Here is an 18,055-nt window from a genome sequence, read left to right as displayed (position 1 = left end):
GGGTCTTCGGTAATGTTGGATGCACGTCAAACAATAGAGATTGTTGGATAGGTGTCAAACAGTGGATGGTGAACGGCTGCCACAGCCGGATGTCGAGGACATCGAGCTGGTGAAGGTGCTGGGTGCGCTGGGGGATCCGGTGCGGCTGGGACTGTTCGGCGTGTACGCGCGGGGTGGTGAGTACCACTGCTCGTCCGACGAGCTCGGCGTGGGACATCTGCACAAGTCGACGGCGTCGCACCATATGCGGGTGATGCGGGAGGCGGGGATCACGACGACGCGGGCCGTCGGGCGGAACCGGTATGTGTCGCTGCGGCGGGAGGAGTTGGAGGGGCGGTTCCCGGGGTTGGTGGATGTGCTGATGAAGTCGCTGGGTGGGTAAGGGGGTTGTGCCCCGGCCCCACCCTCTCGCCGTCTCCCGGGGCTCCGCCCCCGGACCCCGCTTGTCGCGGCTTCGCCGCTCGTCCTCAATCGCCGGACGGGCTTGATGGTGCCAGGCCGCGCGAAAATTCAGCCCGTCCGGCGATTGAGGACAACCGCGCGGAGCGCGGTTTCGGGGGCCAGGGGGCGCAGCCCCCGAAACGGGGTCCGGGGGCGGAGCCCCGGGAGACGGCGAGAGGGTGGGGCCGGGGCGCGACCCCTACCCCGCCAGCTGATCCGGCAGCGGAGCGGCATGCACGATCGCCAGCCCCGACACCGCCCGCGTGAGCGCCACGTACAGGCGGCGCAGCCCCGTGCGTTCGTCCGGCTCGGCGGCGACGACCGCCGACGGCTCGTCGAGGACGACGTGGTCGTACTCGAGGCCCTTCGCCAGGGTGGCCGGCACGAGCGTGAGACGGGCGTCGGCCGTGGTCTCCTCGCCGGGGGACACGTACCGCAGGCCCGCCGCGTCCAGCGCCGCCGCGAGCACGGGCACGCGCCCGTCCGCCGCGATCAGGCCGGTCGACCCCTCGCGCGCCAACGCGTCCCCGCAGGCGGCCACCACGGCCGCGTCCAGCCCGGACGCGGCGACCTCCCGTACGCGGAAGTCGCCCGCCGACTCGCGGATCGACGTGGCCTCCGTGAGGCCGGGGGCGATGGCCGGCAGCAGCCGCGAGGCGTACGCGATGACCTGGCGCGGCACGCGGAAGCCCTGCGTCAGCTCCTCCACCGTCGCCTCCGGCTTGCCGAGGTGGAGGAGCGCCTCCCGCCAGTCCGGCGTGGCCCAGGGCGTCGTGCCCTGGGCGATGTCGCCGAGGATGGTCGCCGAGCCCGTACTGCACCGGCGCCCCACGGCCCGGTACTGCATGGGTGAGAGGTCCTGCGCCTCGTCGAGGACGACGTGCCCCAACGAGGGCGTACGGGAGACGAGATCGTTCGCCTCGTCCACCAACACCGCGTCCGCCGCACTCCACTTGGCGGTCCGTACGCCGCGGCCCGGCTTCGGCCACAGGATCTCCGCCTGCTCCTCCGCGGAGAGCACCCCCTCCGCGTGCTCCGCGAGAAACTCCGCGTCGGACAGCAGCCGCAGCACCAGCTTCGCCGGGTCGACCGGCGGCCAGGCGGCCTTGACGGCCGCCTTCACCGCGGGGTTGCGGGCCACCGCGTCCTGCACGCGGTCGTCCGGCGCCTCGCCCGCCTGCTCCATCCGCAGCAGCACCGCGTGCGCGATGCGCTGCGGCAGGGCGTCGCGGGCCGCGCCGTAGCGGATGTCACGGTCGAGCAACTCCTGTACAAGCTCCTCGACTTCGTACGCCGGAACGCGCCAGCGGCGCGAGCCGCGCACCACGACCAACGGCTCCGCCGGCATCGTCACCCCCGACCGCACCGCGCGCCGCAGGACCTCCGCCATGCGGGCGTCGCCCTTGATCCGGGCCGCGGCCGCGGAGTCGGTGCCGCGCACCTCGACATGGGCCACCAGGTCGTCGACCGTGGCCTGGGCGACGTTCAACTCGCCGAGCGCGGGCAGGACCTGCTCGATGTAGTGCAGGAAGGACCGGTTCGGGCCGATCACCAGCGTGCCCGTGCGCGCGAGCCGCTCGCGGTGCGCGTAGAGGAGGTACGCGACCCGGTGCAGGCCGACCGCCGTCTTCCCGGTGCCCGGCGCACCCTGGACGCACACCGTGCCGCCGATCCCGGACCGGACGATCTGGTCCTGCTCCGGCTGGATCGTGGCGACGATGTCGCGCATCGGGCCGACGCGCGGGCGCTCGATCTCCGACTGGAGCAGCTTGCTCGCCTGCTCGCCGCTGGAGGAATCGGTCAGGTCCTCGTCCTCGTACGCCGTCAACTCGCCGCCGGTGTAACCGAAGCGGCGCCGCATCGTGACGCTCATCGGGTCCTTCTTCGAGGCCCGGTAGAACGGCTGCGAGACGGGGGCGCGCCAGTCGATGACCATGGGGTCGCCCGCGGCGTCGTGGACGTGCCGGCGGCCGATGTAGAAGCGCTCCCGCTGCACATAGTCGAGGCGTCCGAAGAACAGCGGGGTGTCCGCGAGGTCCGCGAGGGCGATGATGCGCTGCTCGATCTGGTTCCTGAGCACGGCGGCGTTGACCCAGTTCGCGGCGACGTCCTTGATGTCGAGTGCCTCGACGTCGGCGCGCATCGCGCGCAACGCGGTGCGGGACTCGGCGAGATGGGCGCGCTCGCGGGAGAGCGGGTCGGACGCGGACATGGTGCTGCCTCCAGGCGTACGTGCGGTGGGACGAGCGAGGGGCCGGCCGGTTTCCGACCGGGCGGCGGCGCTCCCGGTGAGCGGTACGGGAGGCGGGCAGACGCGCGAGTCTAGTCAGCGGAGCGGGGGCGCGCGAATGATTTATCGCGCGCCCGGGGGAGGCTCTCAGGGTCGGGGTCCGACTCCCGTAGGGGGCCGGATGATCCTGGAGTCGTACGGCCGGGCCCGCCCGTTTACATCGGCAGGCCGATGTCAGGCGGGCCCGCGGAATCCATCATGGAGACATGGCTACCGCAGCAGTCACCTCAGACGTCCAGGCCGCCGAGAGCGGCACCGCCCACGCATTCGGCAACGCCATCCGCGCGATCAAGGTCTTCGCGGGTGCGGCCGTGAGCGTCGTCCTCCTCGGCCAGTTCGCCGAGGAGGCACACGTCAGGCGCTGAGTTCAGTCCTCCACGAAGAGGACGTCCGCGTCGTCGAAGATCCGCAGTACCACCAGCAGCAGACGCCCACGCGACACCATGTACTCCGCCACGATCTGTGAGGTGAGGCGGATTTCGCGGTCCTGCTCGCCCGCGCCGATGGGCCGGGAGACCTCCGTGTAAGGATCACGCGCCAGAATCTCGACTGCCTTGTCGAACGAGGCCCGGCGCACAGGGTCGAGGCGATCGCGGTCACGCGCTGCCGGCTCGGTGTACAGAACCTCGTAGATGTCCTGGTGGGGCATGATCGCTCTCCTAGCCGTGGCCGTACATCGACGACCAGCGTACCGAGCCGGAATCGGGCTGGGGCCGCCGTTACGCGTCCTCGTCTGTCAACAGCTCGTCCGCGTCCATGATCCGGTACGCGTACCCCTGCTCCGCCAGGAACCGCTGGCGGTGCGCCGCGAAGTCCTGGTCGACCGTGTCGCGCGCGACGACGGAGTAGAAGCGCGCCTCGTGCCCGTCGGCCTTCGGCCGCAGCACCCGGCCCAGGCGCTGGGCCTCCTCCTGGCGCGAGCCGAACGTGCCCGACACCTGGATGGCGACGGTCGCCTCCGGCAGGTCGATGGAGAAGTTGGCGACCTTCGACACCACCAGCACGGAGATCTCGCCCTCACGGAACGCGTCGAAGAGCTTCTCGCGCTGCGCGTTGGTCGTCTCGCCCTTGATGACCGGCGCCCCCAAGTGCTCGCCGAGCTCGTCGAGTTGGTCGATGTACTGGCCGATGACCAGGGTCTGCTCGCCCTGGTGCCGGCGCACCAGCGCCTCCGTGACCTTGCGCTTGGAGTCGGTGGTGGCGCAGTAGCGGTACTTCTCCTCCGGCTCGGCCGTCGCGTAGGCCAGCCGCTCGCCGTCCGTCAGATTGACGCGCACCTCGACACAGTCGGCCGGAGCGATATAGCCCTGTGCCTCGATCTCCTTCCAGGGCGCGTCGAACCGCTTGGGCCCGATGAGCGAGAACACGTCCGACTCGCGGCCGTCCTCGCGCACCAGGGTCGCGGTCAGCCCGAGGCGGCGGCGTGCCTGGAGGTCGGCGGTGAACTTGAAGACGGGCGCGGGCAGCAGGTGCACCTCGTCGTAGACGACCAGGCCCCAGTCGCGGGAGTCGAAGAGCTCGAGGTGCGGGTAGATGCCCTTCCGCTTGGTCGTCAGCACCTGGTAGGTGGCGATGGTGACCGGGCGGATCTCCTTCTTCGTGCCGCTGTACTCGCCGATCTCGTCCTCGGTCAGGGACGTGCGCCGTACGAGCTCGTGCTTCCACTGCCGGGCGGAGACGGTGTTGGTCACCAGGATCAGCGTGGTCGCCTTCGCCTGTGCCATCGCGCCCGCGCCGACGAGCGTCTTGCCCGCGCCGCACGGCAGCACGACCACGCCCGAGCCGCCGTGCCAGAAGCCCTCCACCGCCTGCCGCTGGTAGGGGCGCAGCGTCCAGCCCTCCTCGCGCAGCTCTATGGGGTGGGCCTCGCCGTCGACGTAGCCCGCGAGGTCCTCGGCGGGCCAGCCGAGCCGGAGCAGGGTCTGCTTGATCTGGCCGCGCTCGGAGGGGTGGACGGCGACGGTGTCCTCGTCGATGCGCTCGCCGACCAGCGGCTTGATCTTCTTCGACCGGAGCACCTCCTCCAGCACCGGCCGGTCGGTGGACTCCAGGACCAGCCCGTGCGTGGGGTGCTTGACGAGCCGCAGCCGCCCGTAGCGGTCCATGGTCTCGGCGATGTCGACGAGCAGGGCGTGCGGCACGGGGTAGCGGGAGTGGGTGACCAGGGCGTCCACGACCTGCTCGGCGTCGTGCCCGGCGGCCCGGGCGTTCCACAGGCCGAGCGGAGTGATCCGGTAGGTGTGGATGTGCTCGGGTGCGCGCTCCAGCTCCGCGAACGGGGCGATGGCACGACGGCACTCGTCGGCCCGCTCGTGGTCGACCTCGAGCAGCAGAGTCTTGTCCGACTGGACGATGAGGGATCCGTTCACGCCCGCCCTTTCGAAGTGGCCAAACTCCAAGTGTCGCGCATCGCGGGCGGAAGTGGGACGGCCTGTTCGCTCCTATTCGCTTTCGCACACCGCATAGGCCGTGACGCCGACCGCTTCCTTGCCGGTGGCGGAGACGGCGGCGGTCCAGCCCTTCCCGTCGTCCGTGGGGCGGCTGTAGAGGAGCGTGGCGCCCTTGGCATGGCCGGTGTCGAAGCCGCCTCCGGTGAGGTGGGTCTTCTGCGGGCAGCGGGCGGTGGCGACGACGGCGGTCCGGCCGGCCTTGGGCGCGGGGTCCGTCGCGGTGTGTTTGACGATCACGGCGTGCTCGGCGGAGTCGGCGAAGGCCGGGCCGGCGGCAGGTGCGAGGGCAGCGGCCAGGACGGCGAGGACGGTGAGGGTGCGCTGGGTCTTCGGCATGCCGGGGCCAACCGGAATCGTTGCCTCGGGGACACGGCCGCGCAGCCGTGCGCCGGGGTGCGCACGCCCGGGGCGCCGACGGCCCGGCGTGCTGCGGGGGCCGGGTGGGAGAGGCGTTTCCGTGGGGTAGCCAGGGGCCGGAATCAATGGCTTCTCGGGAGGGTGTGCATGTTCGGTAAGCGCGGTGTCGCGGTGGTGCTGAGCTCGCTGGCGCTGGTCGGTTCGTCGCTGGCCTGGGGGCCGGCCGCGTCGGCGGAGGGGGGCGTGACGTGCTCGGGGCACGAGCGCACGGTGTACGACCCGGGGCTGTCGCTCCTGGACCGGCCGACCACGATCCACGCCCGGGCCGACTACGTCTGCACCGGCGCCCCCGGCGAGGCGTCCCCGGCCGTCGGGATGCTCGAGGGCGAGGCGGATGCCTCGTGCCTGACCCTCAGCAGCCCGCACGGCCGGGAGGTCGTGCAGTGGGCGGACGGGCGCCGCTCGGTGATCGTCTACCGCACCGGCACCGCCGTCCGCGCCGGCGGGAGCAACCTCGTCGACCTCTACGGCGAGGTCGTCGAGGGCCGCTACCGGGGCCTGCCGGCCCGGCGGGAGGTGGTGAACATTCCGGCCGGGCTCGTGACCCAGTGCCTGGCGGAGGGCGTGCGGGACGCCTCCGGCGGGTCGCAGCTGGAGATCGGCGCGGACTAGATCGGCGTGGACTAGGCGGTTTCGTCGGCGAGTTCCGCGACGCCCGTGATGCGGTGCAGCGGGTACGTCCGTACCTCGTCCGCGGTGTGGTCGTACGCCGTGACGAAGCCGCCCTCCACCCGGACCGGGGCGATCACGCGCTGGCTCGCGGCGCCGTCGGCGTTGACGTAGCCGATCCACACCGCGGCGCCGGTGAGGACCGCCGCCTGCATGGTCGCCAGGGTCTCGGCGGAGGTGGTGCGCGGCAGCCCGCTGCCGGACCGGGCGGGCGCCGCGGCCGGCTTGCGCTCGGCGGTCGCCGCGAGGTCGCCCGCGCGGACGGCCCGCACGGCCGCGCCGAGGAGGGTCGCGTCGGGGACGGGCGGGCCCTCCGGCACGGGCGCCGGGGCGCTGCGCGGCGGGGTGCGCCGCACATCGGCGCGGGCGATCACCACATCGCCCTCGGCGGACTCGGCCGCCGGGGCGTACCCCATCGCCCGCAGGCCCGCGAGCAGTTCGTCGGGCGCGGCCTGGGCGGCGAGCACGGTGGGGGCGAGGCGGCGCAGCAGCAGCGGGGCCGAGCGGCGGTCGGCGAGGATCTCGGTGAGCACGGCGTCGTCGTCGCAGCGCAGGTACGAGGAGGCGGCGCCGACCCGCAGCCGGCCGTGGCGGCGGGCCACGTCGTCGACGAGGTAGTCGAGCGGCTGCGGCACGGGCGTACGGGAGTGCTCGGCGAGGAAGGCCTTGAGTTCGGCGGCCGTACGGCCCGCGTCCAGCGCGCGGCGCACGGACTCGGGGCCGAACCGGTAGACGGTGGCGCCGCCCTTGGACTCGACGTCGGCCAGGACGCCGAGGACCTGCGCGAGCGGGCGGCGCAGCGGGCCGGGGGCGACGGCGGTGAGGTCGGCCTGGAGCAGCACGTGGTCCAGGGGCTCGGGGAGCAGGGGCGCGAGCACGGCGGCGGGGGAGCGGCCCTCGAGCAGCGCGCGGCCGTGGGCGGCCAGCGCGCCCCGGCCGGTGACGCCGAGGAGCTCGGCCTCGGTCAGGGCCCACCGCGCGAGGTGGGCACGCAACTGCTCGTGCCCGGTGGGGCGTTCCCAGCGCAGCCGCTCGAGCAGGGCGTCGGTGGGGACGGAGGAGCCCGGCGGCAGCCCGGCGAGCAGGGCCAGGAGCCGGCGGCGCACCTCGGGGGCGGGGGCCCGGTCGAGGTCGGGGCCGAGGGCGGAGAGCGCACGGCCCTTGGCGTCCTTGGTGCCGGTCAGGCCCGGGGTGCGGGTGGCGGTGAGCCAGGCGGCCGCGAGGCGCGACCAGCGCTGTTCGGGGGGCAGTTCGAGCCAGTCGTCGTAGGCGGGGGTGGGGGCGTAGCGCTCGTCGACCTCGCCGTCGGAGGCCAGCAGGCCCGCGGCGAGGGCGAGTTCGGCCCAGAAGGCGGCCGTCCGCTCGGTGGTGTCCAGGAGGGCGGCGGCGCGCTTGAGGTCGCGTACGCTCAGGCCGCCCGCGCGCAGGACGAGGGGGCCGTCGGTCTCCCAGGCCGTGAGGAGTTCCTCGACGGTCGTCAGCGCGGTGAACGCCTGTCCCGCGCCGGTGGCGTCCACGACGGACCCGGAGTGCTCGGTGACGGGCGCGAGTCCGGGCGGGACGGGGTGGGTCTCGCGGTGCGCCCGTCCGGCGCGCAGGTGCAGGGCGGCCTCGCGGGGGAGCACCACGGCGCCGGGCGCGGTGGGCAGCAGCAGGCCGCGGTCGAGCAGCCAGCGCAGGTGCGGTGCTGGGTCGGCGGTGACGGTGCCGTACGGCGGTCCCCAGACCAGCCGGTCGAGGACGTCCACCGCCTCGGCGGGTGCCCCGTCGAGCAGGGCGGCCATCCGCGTACGGTCCTCGAACAGCCCGGTCAGGGCGGTGGCGGCCGACACGGGGTCGTGGGTGGCGGGCAGGCCCGCGGTGGCCAGGAGTTCCTGGAGCCGGCCGGGCGACATGCCGGCCGCGGCCTCGCCGGCGGTGGGGCCGAGCCCGGTGGGCGACGGGCGGGCGGGGGTGGGGGCCAGCAGCTCGCGCACCGTGCGCACCAGGCGCAGCCGGTCCTCGCCGCCCCAGACGAGGGCCTGGGTGCGCAGGGTGGCGACGGCGCGCGGCAGTTCGCGGGCGACGGCCGGGTCGCCCGTCTCGCCCTTCCCAGCAGGCTGCTCCCGGCCGGTCATGAGCGCGGCGAGCGTCCCGTACGGGCAGGGGTCGGGGGCCACGGCGAGGGCCTCGGCGACCTCGAGCGCGAAGCGGTCCAGGTGGTCCAGGGCGCGGACCACGGAGGCGCGGGTGGCGGCGCGGGTGGCGAGCTGGGTGAGGTCGCCCGGCACCGGGTTCAGCAGGTCGGGGCGGGCCCGCAGCAGACCGGCCAGGGCGTCGTCGGGGCGTGCGCGCAGCTCCTCGGCGAGTGTGCGCGGGGCTCCGCCGGTGCCGCCGGTCTCCCTGCTGCCGGTGTCCCTGCTCTCCCGCGAACTGGTCATTCTGCTTACGGTACCGGGTCGGCGCGTACCGCCCGCCGCCGTGAGCGGGAGCGGGTACCGTCGGGGAGACGACAACGTGCTGGGGGACCGTGGGGAACCTGGGGGACGTGGTGGGGATCGAGAGCGACCAGCTGGTCTACGACTACTTGAGCCGGGTCGGTGACATCGCCCAGCGGCAGGCCTTCACCTCCGGCGACCGGATGCGGCTGGTGACCCGGCTGCGTACGGAGATCGAGCGGCGCCGGGCGACGGAGGGCGCCGACACCCCGGCGGCCGTGCAGCGGATCCTCGACGGCTTCGGCACCCCCTCGGAGGCGGTCGCCGACGCGAGCGGAACCACGGCGTCCGGCTTGTCCGCGGACGCGGCCGGGGGCCGCGTGCCGGCGCCGCGCCGTGAGGGCGAGCCGGTGCGGTTCCCCGACGCGGGGGCGCCGCCGCACCTGGCCACCGAGGAGGAGCTGCGCGGTCCGGGCGGCGTGACGGCCGACTGGTGGCGGGTGGAGGCCGTGCCTTCCGGACCCGGCGAGCGTGTCCACGGCTTCACCGGCGGCATCGAGATCCCGGAGATGCTCAGGCCGCCCGCGCAGCGCGGCGAGCCCGCGATCGAGCGGCTGCCGCAGGACGCCGCGCCGGGCGCGGGCGAGGACGACGACGAGGGTGACGAGGGCTACGAGGAGGAGCCCTCCGGCCGCCGCCGCGTCGGCGTGCTGCGCACCGGCGAGGGCGATCCGATGAGTGCGGTGCTGCTGCTGGTGGTCGTGGTGCTGCTGGTCGGCGCGGTGCTGGGCAACTGGATGGTGATCGGCTGCGCCTGGGCCATCGCCTATGTGACCCGCAGGCTCTCGCAGAACGAGTCGAAGTGGGCGGTCATGGGCGTGCCGGGCCTGGTCGCCGCCGGCTGGATCGTCTGGCTGTGGGGCCGCACGAAGGGGCGCTGGGGCGCGCCGATACCGGAGGGCCAGCTGGGCCCGGCGGTTGTGGACACGTGGTCGGTCGCGTTGCGGGTTGCGGCTGTGGGGTCGGCGTTGTTTGTGTTGTGGCGGGCGCGGAGGTAGTGCGGGTGGGGTGGGGGTGCTTGTGCCCCGGTCCCGCCCTTTCTCCGTTTCCCGGGGCGCAGCCCCCGGACCCCGCTGTCGCGGCTTCGCCGCTCGTCCTCAATCGCCGGACGGGCTTGATAGTGCCGGGCCGGGCTTGAGAGTGCCGTGCTGCTGGGGTCCGCGCCGCGCTGCTGGGGTCCGCGCTTGCGCCGAAATCCAGCGTGAGCGTGAAAGCCCAGGGCGGCCCCGACATTCCAGCCCGTCCGGCGTTTGAGGACCAACGCGGCGGAGCCGCGTTGCGGGGGTCCAGGGGGCGTAGCCCCCGGATGCCGCGCGTCAGCGCGGGCACGGGAGACGGGGAGAGGGCGGGACCGGGGCAACCCCCTCACACCGGAGCCCACGGCGACAGCGGCACGATCAGCGGTCCTCCCGTCACCGGGTCGGGGACAACCATCGCCTCCAGCCCGAAAACCTCCCGCACCAGCTCCGCCGTGACGATCTCCGACGGGCCGCCCTGCGCCACGACCCGGCCGTCCTTCATCGCCACCAGATGATCCGCGTAGCGGACCGCCTGGTTGAGGTCGTGCAGCACCGCGACCACCGTCCGTCCCCGCTCATGGTTGAGGCGCCGCACCAGATCGAGCACCTCCACCTGGTGCGCGATGTCGAGATACGTCGTCGGCTCGTCCAGCAGCAGCACGTCCGTCTCCTGCGCGAGGGCCATCGCGATCCACACGCGCTGCCGCTGTCCGCCGGACAGTTCGTCCACCGCCCGGTCCGCGAGCGCCGCGACATCCGTACGGGTCATGGCCTCGGTGACCGCCTGTTCGTCCGCCTCGGACCACTGCTGCCACCACCGCTGGTGCGGCTGCCGGCCGCGGGCCACCAAGTCCGCGACGGTGATCGCCTCGGGGGCGGAGGGCGTCTGCGGCAGCAGGCCCAGCGACCGCGCGAGCCGGCGCGTGGGTATCCGGCCGATCTCCTCGCCGTCCAGCAGCACCGAACCCCGCACCGGCTTCAGCAGCCGCCCCAGCGACCGCAGGAGCGTCGACTTGCCGCACGCGTTGGGGCCCACGACGACCGTGACGGCACCGTCCGGGACGTCCAGGTCGAGCCCCTCGACCACGGTGCGCTGCTCGTAGGCGAGGGTCAGCCCGAGAGCCTGCAGTCTGCTGTCGGTCGTGTCAGTCGTCATGCCGGGGCACCTCCACTGCGGCCACGGGCGATCAGCCAGATGAGGTACGGCGCGCCGATGGCCGCCGTCAGCACCCCCACCGGCAGTTGCGTCGGTTCGAAGAGCTTGCGGCCGAGCAGATCCGCGGCGACCACGATCAGCGCGCCGAGCAGGGCCGAGCAGGGCCGAGCACAGGAGCGGGATCTGCGCGGTCCGGGTGATCCGGCGGGCGATCTGCGGGGCGAGCAGGGCGACGAAGTCCACCGGGCCCGCCGCGCCGGTCGCGACGGAGGCCAGGACGACGCCGAGCACCACCAGCCCGAGCCGCACCCGGTTCAGCCGTACGCCCAGCGCGGTCGCCGTGGCGTCGTCCATCGACACCGTCCGCTGCGCCCTCGCCGCCCAGCACAGGAACGGGGCGAGCAGCAGCAGCGTCCACGCCACGGGCCCGGCCGCGGCCCAGCCCGCGCTGTTCAGCGAGCCGGTCATCCACACCTTGGCCTGCTGGGCGACCAGGTAGTCGCCCTTGGTCAGGAACAGCTGGGTGACCGCGCGCAGCGCGATCGCGAAGCCGATGCCGACGAGCACGAAACGCCCCGCGTGCAGCCCCCGCCGCCAGGCGAAGGCGTGGACGAGCACGGCCGCCAGCAGCCCGCCGGACACCGACAGCCATGGCAGTACGGCCGGCGAGGTGACGCCGAAGGTCATCGCGCCGACCGTGAGCGCGCCCGCGCCCTGGCTGACGCCGATGACGTCGGGGCTGGCCAGCGGGTTGCGGGCGACGGTCTGGATCAGCGCCCCGGCGATCCCGAAGGCCGCGCCGACCAGCAGGCCCACCGTCATCCGGGGCAGCCGGAGCGTCCCGACGGTGAACGTCTCGGACGAGGGCTGCCCGAACACGACCTTCAGCGCTTCGCCCGGCGCCGTGGCGTGCGTACCGACGCACAGGTATGCCAGGCAGACCGCGGCCAGCGCCAGGGCGAGGCCCAGCGCGGCGACCGTGGCCCGCCGGTGCACGAGGAAGGACCCGCGGCCGGCCCGCAGGAGCGCGTAACCCGTGGGGACCGTCATGCGGTGACCGCCTTCCGCCGGGCCAGGGTGACCAGGAACGGCAGCCCGATCAGGGCCGTCATCACGCCGGACGGCACCTCGCTGTCGGCGTAGATCACCCGCCCGGCGACGTCGGCGAGCAGCAGCACGACCGGCCCGAGCACGGCCGCCACGGGCAGCAGCAGCCGGTGGGAGCCGCCCACGAGCGCCCGGGCGATGTGCGGCACCGCGAGGCCGACGAAGGCGATCGGCCCGGCGGCGGCGACCCCGACGCCGGTGAGGACCGTGGCACCGGCCCAGCCGGTGATCCGTACGGCCCCGACATGGCGCCCCAGCCCGCGGGCGATGTCCTCGCCGAGCGCGAGCGCGTCCAGGCCGCGGGCGACGGAGAGCACCAGCACGGTGCCGACGAGCAGGAACGGCCACAGCAGCCGGGCGACCGCGGGGTCGTCGACGGCGAGGGAGCCGATCTGCCAGAACCGGAACTCCTCCAGCGCGGAGGCCTTGGTGGTGAGGACGCCGCTGATCACGGACACCAGCAGTGCGTTGACCGCCGCCCCGGCGAGCGCGAGCCGCAGCGGCGAGGCGCCGCCCCGGCCGCGCGCGGCGATGGCGTGGACGCCGGCGGCCGCGACCGCCGCGCCTGCGAAGGCGAACCACACGAAGTCCGCGGGCCGGTGCACCCCCGCCACGGCGATGGCCAGCACCACGCCCACGGACGCGCCGTGGCTGACGCCGAGGATGCCGGGATCGGCGACCGGATTGCGGGTGATGCCCTGCATCACCACCCCGGCCATGGCCAGGGCCGCGCCGACCATCAGCCCGAGCATCGTGCGCGGCAGCCGCAGCGACCGCACCACGTCGGCGTCGGTTCCACTGCCGCCGTGCAGGAGGGCGTCGGCCACCCGGTCCGGGGCGATCACCCGGTTGCCGACCGCGAGGCTGAGCACCACCGCGGCCAGCAGCGCGACGAGAGCGGCCACCGTCCACCCGACGCGGCGAGAAGCGTGGGGCATTGCTCTCACTTCGCGATAGATCAGTACGAGTCATACGAGTTAGGTGAGCCTAAGCATAGGTGAGAGCCTCACGGCACAATGAGGCGCATGAGCCCCTCCTCCCTCACCGTCGGTTTCGACCTCGACCTCACGCTGATCGACTCCCGCCCCGGCATCAGGGCCGCGTACGTGGCGCTCGCCGCCGCCACCGGCACGCCCATCGACGTCGACCTCGTGGTCAGCCGCATCGGCCCGCCGCTGGAGCAGGAGTTGCGCAACTGGTTCCCCGAGGACCGCATCGAGGCGGTGCGCGAGCAGTACATCGCCGACTACCGCCGGCACGCCCTCGGCCCCACGACCGCCATGCCGGGCGCCCGCGAAGCCGTCGCGGCCGTACGGGAGTTGGGCGGCCGGGCCGTCGTCGTCACCGCCAAGCACGAGGACAACGCCCGTCTCCACCTCGACCGCCTCGGCATCGAGCCCGACGAACTCGTCGGCTCGCTGTGGGCCGAGGGCAAGGCGACCGCGCTGCGCGCGCATGGCGCGGGCGTCTACGTCGGCGACCACACCGGCGATGTGTGCGGGGCCCGCGCGGCGGGAGCGCTGTCCGTGGCGGTGGCCACCGGTCCGTGCAGCGCGGACGAACTGCGCGAGGCCGGAGCGGATGTCCTGCTCCCCGACCTCACGGAGTTCCCCGCCTGGCTGCGCGGCTACCTCGCGGACGCCTCCCGCGCCTGACGCCGCTGCTCCGCGATCGAACGCAGCACCCCGGCGCCGGAGATCAGGAAGCCGACGCCCATCAGCATGCACACGAAGTACGCCGCGGACGGCAGCGGATCGGCACCGAGGAACAGCGGGGCCACGGTGGCCAGCGTGGCAACCGCGCCTACGAGAAAGACGATGGCGCCGGTCCGCACGAGCAGATCCCCGGCCCTGGACGTTTCATTGGTCACCTGAGCAGGGTAGTTGCCCGCCGGAGGAGGGTCCGCTTCCGGCCGGACGCGCAGAGGTACGACTCGAGGACGTCTTGTCACCAGGCTCCGGACCATTAGCCTTGGAGCAGCGGGTCATGCGGCCCGCTCTAGTGCTATCCAGAGCTTTTGTTTGCTTACGAATTTCCCGATTTTTCCGACGAGTACGAGGACGAGGACAGACGTGCCTACCGGCAAGGTCAAGTGGTTCAACAGCGAGAAGGGCTTCGGCTTTCTCTCCCGCGACGACGGCGGAGACGTCTTCGTGCACTCCTCGGTGCTCCCGGACGGGGTCGATGCCCTCAAGCCCGGCCAGCGCGTGGAGTTCGGCGTCGTCGCGGGCCAGCGCGGCGACCAGGCGCTCACGGTGACGATCCTCGACCCCACCCCCTCGGTCGCCGCGGCACAGCGCCGCAAGCCCGATGAGCTGGCCTCCATCGTGCAGGACCTCACCACGCTCCTGGAGAACGTCACCCAGCAGCTCGAGCGCGGCCGTTACCCCGACAAGGCCCACGGCGCCAAGATCGCGGGCATGCTGCGCGCGGTGGCCGACCAGCTCGACGTCTGAGATCGGGCCTCCGGGGGTCAGACCTCCGGGAAGCCCAGCGCATCGGGGCCGAGGGGCGGTACGAGCCCCTCGGCCGCGGCACGTGTCAGCAGCCCGCGCACGGCCGCGTACCCGTCCTCGCCGAGGCCCGCGGTGAACTCGTTGACGTAGAGCCCGATGTGCTGGTCCGTGACCTTGGGGTCCATCTCCTGCGCGTGCTCGAGCACATACGGACGCGATGCCTCCGGGTCGTCCCACGCCATGAGGACGGACGTCCGCGCCGCCTCCGCCAGCCGGTGCAGCATCGGCGCGCCCAGCGAGCGCTTCGCGATGATCGCGCCGAGCGGGATCGGCAGCCCGGTGGTGTTCTCCCAGTGCTCGCCCATGTCGGCCAGGCACGTCAGCCCGTAGTCCTCGTAGGTGAACCGCGCCTCGTGGATCACCAGGCCCGCGTCCACCTTGCCGTCGCGCACCGCGGGCATGATCTCGTGGAACGGCAGCACCACGATCTCGCCGACCCCGCCCGGCACCTCCGTGGCGGCCCACAGCCGGAACAGCAGGTACGCGGTCGACCGCTCGCTCGGCACCGCGATCGTCTTCCCGGCCAGGGAGGCGGCCGGCGCGGGCTCGTTCGTGAGCACCAGCGGCCCGCAGCCGCGCCCGAGCGCGCCGCCGCACGGCAGGAGCGCGTACTCGTCCAGCACCCAGGGCAGCACCGCGTACGACACCTTGAGCACGTCCAGCTCGCCGCGCTCGGCCATGCCGTTGGTGATGTCGATGTCCGCGAAGGTGACGTCGAGCGCGGGCGCGCCCGGGACGCGGCCGTGCGCCCAGGCGTCGAAGGTGAACGTGTCGTTGGGGCAGGGCGAGTAGGCGATCCTGATCCGCTCGGTCATCACAAGCGCTCCTTACGGTTCCCGGACGGTTCGCGGTCGAGTGCCGGCGAGATCTTGCGGAACGCTTCCGTCAGCGCGGCCAGCGCCTCGCCGATGCGCCAGGCCGCGCGGTCGCGCGGGCCGACCGCGTTGGAGACGGCCCGCAGTTCCAGCACCGGCACGCCGTGCGCGGCCGCGGCCTCGGCCACGCCGAAGCCCTCCATCGCCTCGGCCAGCGCCCGCGGGTACCGCGCCGCCAGTTCCTCGGCCCGCTCGGCCGTACCGGTCGCCGTGGACACGGTCAGCACCTCGCCGCGCAGCGCCCCGACGGCCTGGGACACGGCCTGTACGAGCTCCGGCCGCACCCGGTGGGCGTCCGTGCCGAAGCCCAGCTCGGTGACGGTGAGGAAGCCGTCCGGCGTCTGCGCCCCCAGGTCGGCGGCGACGACCGCTTCGGAGACGACCAGGGCGCCCAGCGGCGCCTCGGGGGCGAAGCCCCCGCCGATGCCCGTCGAGATCACCAGGTCGTACGGTTCACCGCCCAGCGCCGCCCATGTCAGCGCGGTCGCAGTGCCCGCCGCCGCGGCGGCGGGGCCGACACCCGCGGCCAGCACGTCGAACACCGGCCCGCCCGTGCGGTGCAGGACCGCGCCGCCGGGCAGTACGGCCTCAGGGCCCACCGGCCCGGCGGCCGTCACCGCGTCGCGTTCTGCCGCGACGGCGGTGACCACGAGGACGCGCACGGTCAGCTGTTGTTCTCGAGGGTGAAGGTCCAGATGCCGTAGGCCTTGCCGTCGCCGGCCTCGACGATGCCGACCTTGACCGAGCTGCCCTTGCCCCCGGCACGGAAGAAGCCGGCGGCCGGGATGGTGATGTAGGTCTTGGTGCTCGTGTCCGTCACCTGCTGGCCGTTGACGAAGAGCGCCCAGCCCTTGTCCGCGATCTTCGGGTCGACGCCGAGGCGGAGCTTGTCCTCGGCAGCCGCCTTGACGGTCTTGCCCTCCTCGTTCAGGCAGGACTCGAGCTTCTCGTCGAGTGCCTTGCCGTCGTTGTAGCAGGCGGCCTCGGTGGTCACCGTGGTCGATCCGACAGACACCGTCGCCAGCGGCGTCGGCTTGTCGCAGGCGGAGAGGGCGACGAGCCCGAAGGTCACGGCCCCGACGGCGGCAGCGGCGCGGCGGCGCTTGCCCCGGAGATACGCAGCGGTCATGCGGGCAGGCTATCGGGCCACGTCAGTCACGCTACGCGCGGGTGCGGCGAGCCGCGCCGCGCGGCCGTCAGCAGGCCCCGTACGGCAGTGGCCACACCCAGCGCGAGGAACGCCGCCGCGACCGACATGCCCAGCACGCCGTTGAGCGGCAGCAGGATCCCGATCGCCCCGCCGACCACCCACGCCATCTGCAGCGCCGTCTCCGAGCGGGCGAACGCGGACGTCCGCACCTCCTCCGGCACGTCGCGCTGGATCAGCGAGTCCAGCGACTGCTTGCCCAGCGCCTGCGAGATGCCGGCCACCGCCGCCACGACCACCACGAAGAACCAGCCGTAGAACGCGGCGGTGGCGATCGTGGTGCCCAGGGCCACCGTCAGCACCAGCGCGATCGTCTTCTCCGGCCCGCGCGAGCGCAGCAGCGCGCCGATCGCCGTGCCCAGCGCGTTGCCCCCGCCCGCCGCCACCGCGACCAGGCCCAGCGAGACCGCCGGGCTCAGCCCGTCCAGCGGATGCACGCGCAGCAGGAACGCCAGGAAGAACGTCAGGAACCCCGACAGCATGCGCAGCGCCATGTTCGCCTGGAGCGCGTGCAGCACCGAACGGCCCACCGTGCGCAGGCCCGGCTTCGGGCTGCGCTTCCCGCCCACCCGCGGGGGCAGATGGCGGTGCTCGGCGGACGTCAGCCGCGCCCGCACCTCGCCCTTCGCCGAGTCGACCTTGTGCGGCATCGACAGCGACAGGTAGGTGCCGCCCACGAACACCAGGCACGCGCCGTACAACGGCCAGGCCGGGCCGATCTGGTGCAGCCCCGCGCCGAGCGGGGCCGCCACGCCCGTAGCCATCAGCCCGCCCAGAGTCACGCGGGAATTCGCCTTCACGAGGGAAATCCGTGGTGGCAGCAGTCGTGGCACGACGGCCGACCGCACCACGCCGTACGCCTTCGACGCCACCAGCACCCCGAGGGCCGCCGGATACAGCTCGAGGCCGCCGCTGGCCACCGCGCCCGACATCATCAGCGCCAGCACCGCACGCGTGAGCATCGCGCCGGCCATCGCGGCCCGGCGGCCGTGCGGAAGGCGGTCGAGTATCGGCCCGATCACCGGGGCCAGAAGAGTGAACGGCGCCATCGTGACGGCGAGGTAGAGCGCCACCCGTCCGCGTGCCTGGTCGGTGGGGACCGAGAAGAACACCGTGGACGCCAGCGCGATCGTGATCAACATGTCGCCCGCGGAGTTCACCGCGTGCAGCTCGATCAGCTTCGCCAGGCCCGACTCGCCCGCGCCGTGCGCGTTCGTGGCCTTGCGGATGCCCTTGCCGGCGGCCGTGAAAGGGCTCCGCAGTGCCCGGCCGACACTCCGGCCGGTACGGCGGAGCGGGCCGCCCTTCCCTGACCGGATGGCTCCCACCACGCCATACTGCCCCAACCGGAAGGACCTGCGGCACTCACGGCGCGTCCGCCCGTACTCCCGTGGGGTGTCCGCGGGGGCGTACCGGAGCGACCCGAGGGAG

The 18,055-nt window shown here is 73.5% G+C and carries 18 protein-coding genes and 1 pseudogene; 6 read left to right on the top strand and 13 right to left on the bottom strand.

Annotated elements, in window-relative coordinates:
* Positions 1-61 precede the first annotated feature (61 nt).
* Positions 62-382 carry an ArsR/SmtB family transcription factor gene (locus ACV530_RS15775; protein ID WP_494333086.1) on the top strand — a complete coding sequence of 107 codons (321 nt, stop codon included), beginning with the start codon at positions 62-64 and terminating at the stop codon, positions 380-382.
* Positions 383-640: 258 nt separating this feature from the next.
* On the opposite strand, the gene ACV530_RS15770 is transcribed toward ACV530_RS15775, so the two are convergent.
* Positions 641-2,653, bottom strand: coding sequence for a HelD family protein (locus tag ACV530_RS15770; RefSeq protein WP_494333085.1), 2,013 nt, complete (start codon positions 2,651-2,653; stop codon positions 641-643).
* 284 nt (positions 2,654-2,937) lie between these two features.
* Between ACV530_RS15770 and ACV530_RS15765 the strand changes: the two genes are divergently transcribed.
* Positions 2,938-3,096, top strand: coding sequence for a hypothetical protein (locus ACV530_RS15765; RefSeq protein WP_494333084.1), 159 nt, complete (start codon positions 2,938-2,940; stop codon positions 3,094-3,096).
* Between the two features lie 2 nt (positions 3,097-3,098).
* On the opposite strand, the gene ACV530_RS15760 is transcribed toward ACV530_RS15765, so the two are convergent.
* From ACV530_RS15760 to ACV530_RS15750, 3 genes are all read right to left on the bottom strand, one after another.
* Positions 3,099-3,380, bottom strand: coding sequence for a type II toxin-antitoxin system RelE family toxin (locus ACV530_RS15760; RefSeq protein ID WP_494333083.1), 282 nt, complete (start codon positions 3,378-3,380; stop codon positions 3,099-3,101).
* A gap of 70 nt (positions 3,381-3,450) precedes the next feature.
* On the bottom strand, positions 3,451-5,100 hold the full coding sequence (locus ACV530_RS15755; protein ID WP_494333082.1) for a DNA repair helicase XPB: 1,650 nt from the start codon (positions 5,098-5,100) through the stop codon (positions 3,451-3,453).
* 72 nt (positions 5,101-5,172) lie between these two features.
* Positions 5,173-5,517, bottom strand: a complete 345-nt coding sequence (locus ACV530_RS15750) for a hypothetical protein (RefSeq protein WP_494333081.1) — start codon at positions 5,515-5,517, stop codon at positions 5,173-5,175.
* 168 nt (positions 5,518-5,685) lie between these two features.
* Here ACV530_RS15750 and ACV530_RS15745 point away from each other — a divergent pair, with 168 nt between their 5' ends.
* A complete protein-coding gene (locus ACV530_RS15745) occupies positions 5,686-6,210 on the top strand; it encodes a hypothetical protein (protein ID WP_494333080.1) in 525 nt (174 codons plus the stop codon).
* A gap of 11 nt (positions 6,211-6,221) precedes the next feature.
* On the opposite strand, the gene ACV530_RS15740 is transcribed toward ACV530_RS15745, so the two are convergent.
* The gene (locus tag ACV530_RS15740) at positions 6,222-8,687 is read right to left on the bottom strand and encodes a helicase-associated domain-containing protein (protein ID WP_494333079.1); all 2,466 of its coding nucleotides are present in this window, start codon (positions 8,685-8,687) and stop codon (positions 6,222-6,224) included.
* A gap of 107 nt (positions 8,688-8,794) precedes the next feature.
* Between ACV530_RS15740 and ACV530_RS15735 the strand changes: the two genes are divergently transcribed.
* Positions 8,795-9,742 carry a hypothetical protein gene (locus tag ACV530_RS15735; RefSeq protein WP_494333078.1) on the top strand — a complete coding sequence of 316 codons (948 nt, stop codon included), beginning with the start codon at positions 8,795-8,797 and terminating at the stop codon, positions 9,740-9,742.
* Between the two features lie 367 nt (positions 9,743-10,109).
* On the opposite strand, the gene ACV530_RS15730 is transcribed toward ACV530_RS15735, so the two are convergent.
* The 3 genes and pseudogenes from ACV530_RS15730 to ACV530_RS15720 all read right to left on the bottom strand — a co-directional run bounded on the left by ACV530_RS15730 (position 10,110) and on the right by ACV530_RS15720 (position 12,964).
* Entirely contained in the window at positions 10,110-10,919 is an 810-nt protein-coding gene (locus tag ACV530_RS15730) for an ABC transporter ATP-binding protein (protein ID WP_494333077.1), read from the bottom strand.
* Positions 10,916-11,969, bottom strand: a pseudogene (locus tag ACV530_RS15725) (FecCD family ABC transporter permease). Before ACV530_RS15725 ends, ACV530_RS15730 begins: the two are co-directional and overlap by 4 nt.
* Positions 11,966-12,964 (bottom strand): FecCD family ABC transporter permease, encoded by a 999-nt coding sequence (locus ACV530_RS15720; protein WP_494333076.1) that lies wholly within the window; start codon positions 12,962-12,964, stop codon positions 11,966-11,968. Before ACV530_RS15720 ends, ACV530_RS15725 begins: the two are co-directional and overlap by 4 nt.
* A gap of 78 nt (positions 12,965-13,042) precedes the next feature.
* Between ACV530_RS15720 and ACV530_RS15715 the strand changes: the two genes are divergently transcribed.
* Positions 13,043-13,681, top strand: a complete 639-nt coding sequence (locus ACV530_RS15715; RefSeq protein ID WP_494333075.1) for an HAD family hydrolase — start codon at positions 13,043-13,045, stop codon at positions 13,679-13,681.
* On the opposite strand, the gene ACV530_RS15710 is transcribed toward ACV530_RS15715, so the two are convergent.
* Complete coding sequence (locus tag ACV530_RS15710) at positions 13,654-13,896, bottom strand: hypothetical protein (protein ID WP_494333074.1); 243 nt, start codon at positions 13,894-13,896, stop codon at positions 13,654-13,656. The two genes, ACV530_RS15715 and ACV530_RS15710, sit on opposite strands and share 28 nt — an antisense overlap.
* A gap of 202 nt (positions 13,897-14,098) precedes the next feature.
* Between ACV530_RS15710 and ACV530_RS15705 the strand changes: the two genes are divergently transcribed.
* Positions 14,099-14,482 carry a cold-shock protein gene (locus tag ACV530_RS15705; RefSeq protein WP_494333073.1) on the top strand — a complete coding sequence of 128 codons (384 nt, stop codon included), beginning with the start codon at positions 14,099-14,101 and terminating at the stop codon, positions 14,480-14,482.
* A gap of 17 nt (positions 14,483-14,499) precedes the next feature.
* On the opposite strand, the gene ACV530_RS15700 is transcribed toward ACV530_RS15705, so the two are convergent.
* The 4 genes from ACV530_RS15700 to ACV530_RS15685 are packed head-to-tail and all read right to left on the bottom strand — an operon-like array spanning position 14,500 to position 17,952.
* Complete coding sequence (locus ACV530_RS15700) at positions 14,500-15,357, bottom strand: 1,4-dihydroxy-6-naphtoate synthase (protein WP_494333072.1); 858 nt, start codon at positions 15,355-15,357, stop codon at positions 14,500-14,502.
* Positions 15,357-16,079, bottom strand: coding sequence for a futalosine hydrolase (locus tag ACV530_RS15695; protein WP_494333071.1), 723 nt, complete (start codon positions 16,077-16,079; stop codon positions 15,357-15,359). Before ACV530_RS15695 ends, ACV530_RS15700 begins: the two co-directional genes overlap by 1 nt.
* 2 nt (positions 16,080-16,081) lie before the next feature.
* Positions 16,082-16,546: a DUF2771 domain-containing protein gene (locus ACV530_RS15690; RefSeq protein WP_494333070.1), complete on the bottom strand. Its 465-nt coding sequence runs from the start codon at positions 16,544-16,546 to the stop codon at positions 16,082-16,084.
* A gap of 26 nt (positions 16,547-16,572) precedes the next feature.
* Positions 16,573-17,952: an MFS transporter gene (locus tag ACV530_RS15685; protein WP_494333069.1), complete on the bottom strand. Its 1,380-nt coding sequence runs from the start codon at positions 17,950-17,952 to the stop codon at positions 16,573-16,575.
* Positions 17,953-18,055: the final 103 nt, after the last annotated feature.

Source organism: Streptomyces sp. SX-6, from assembly GCF_059089585.1.
This window is presented reverse-complemented; position numbering and strand designations above follow the sequence as displayed.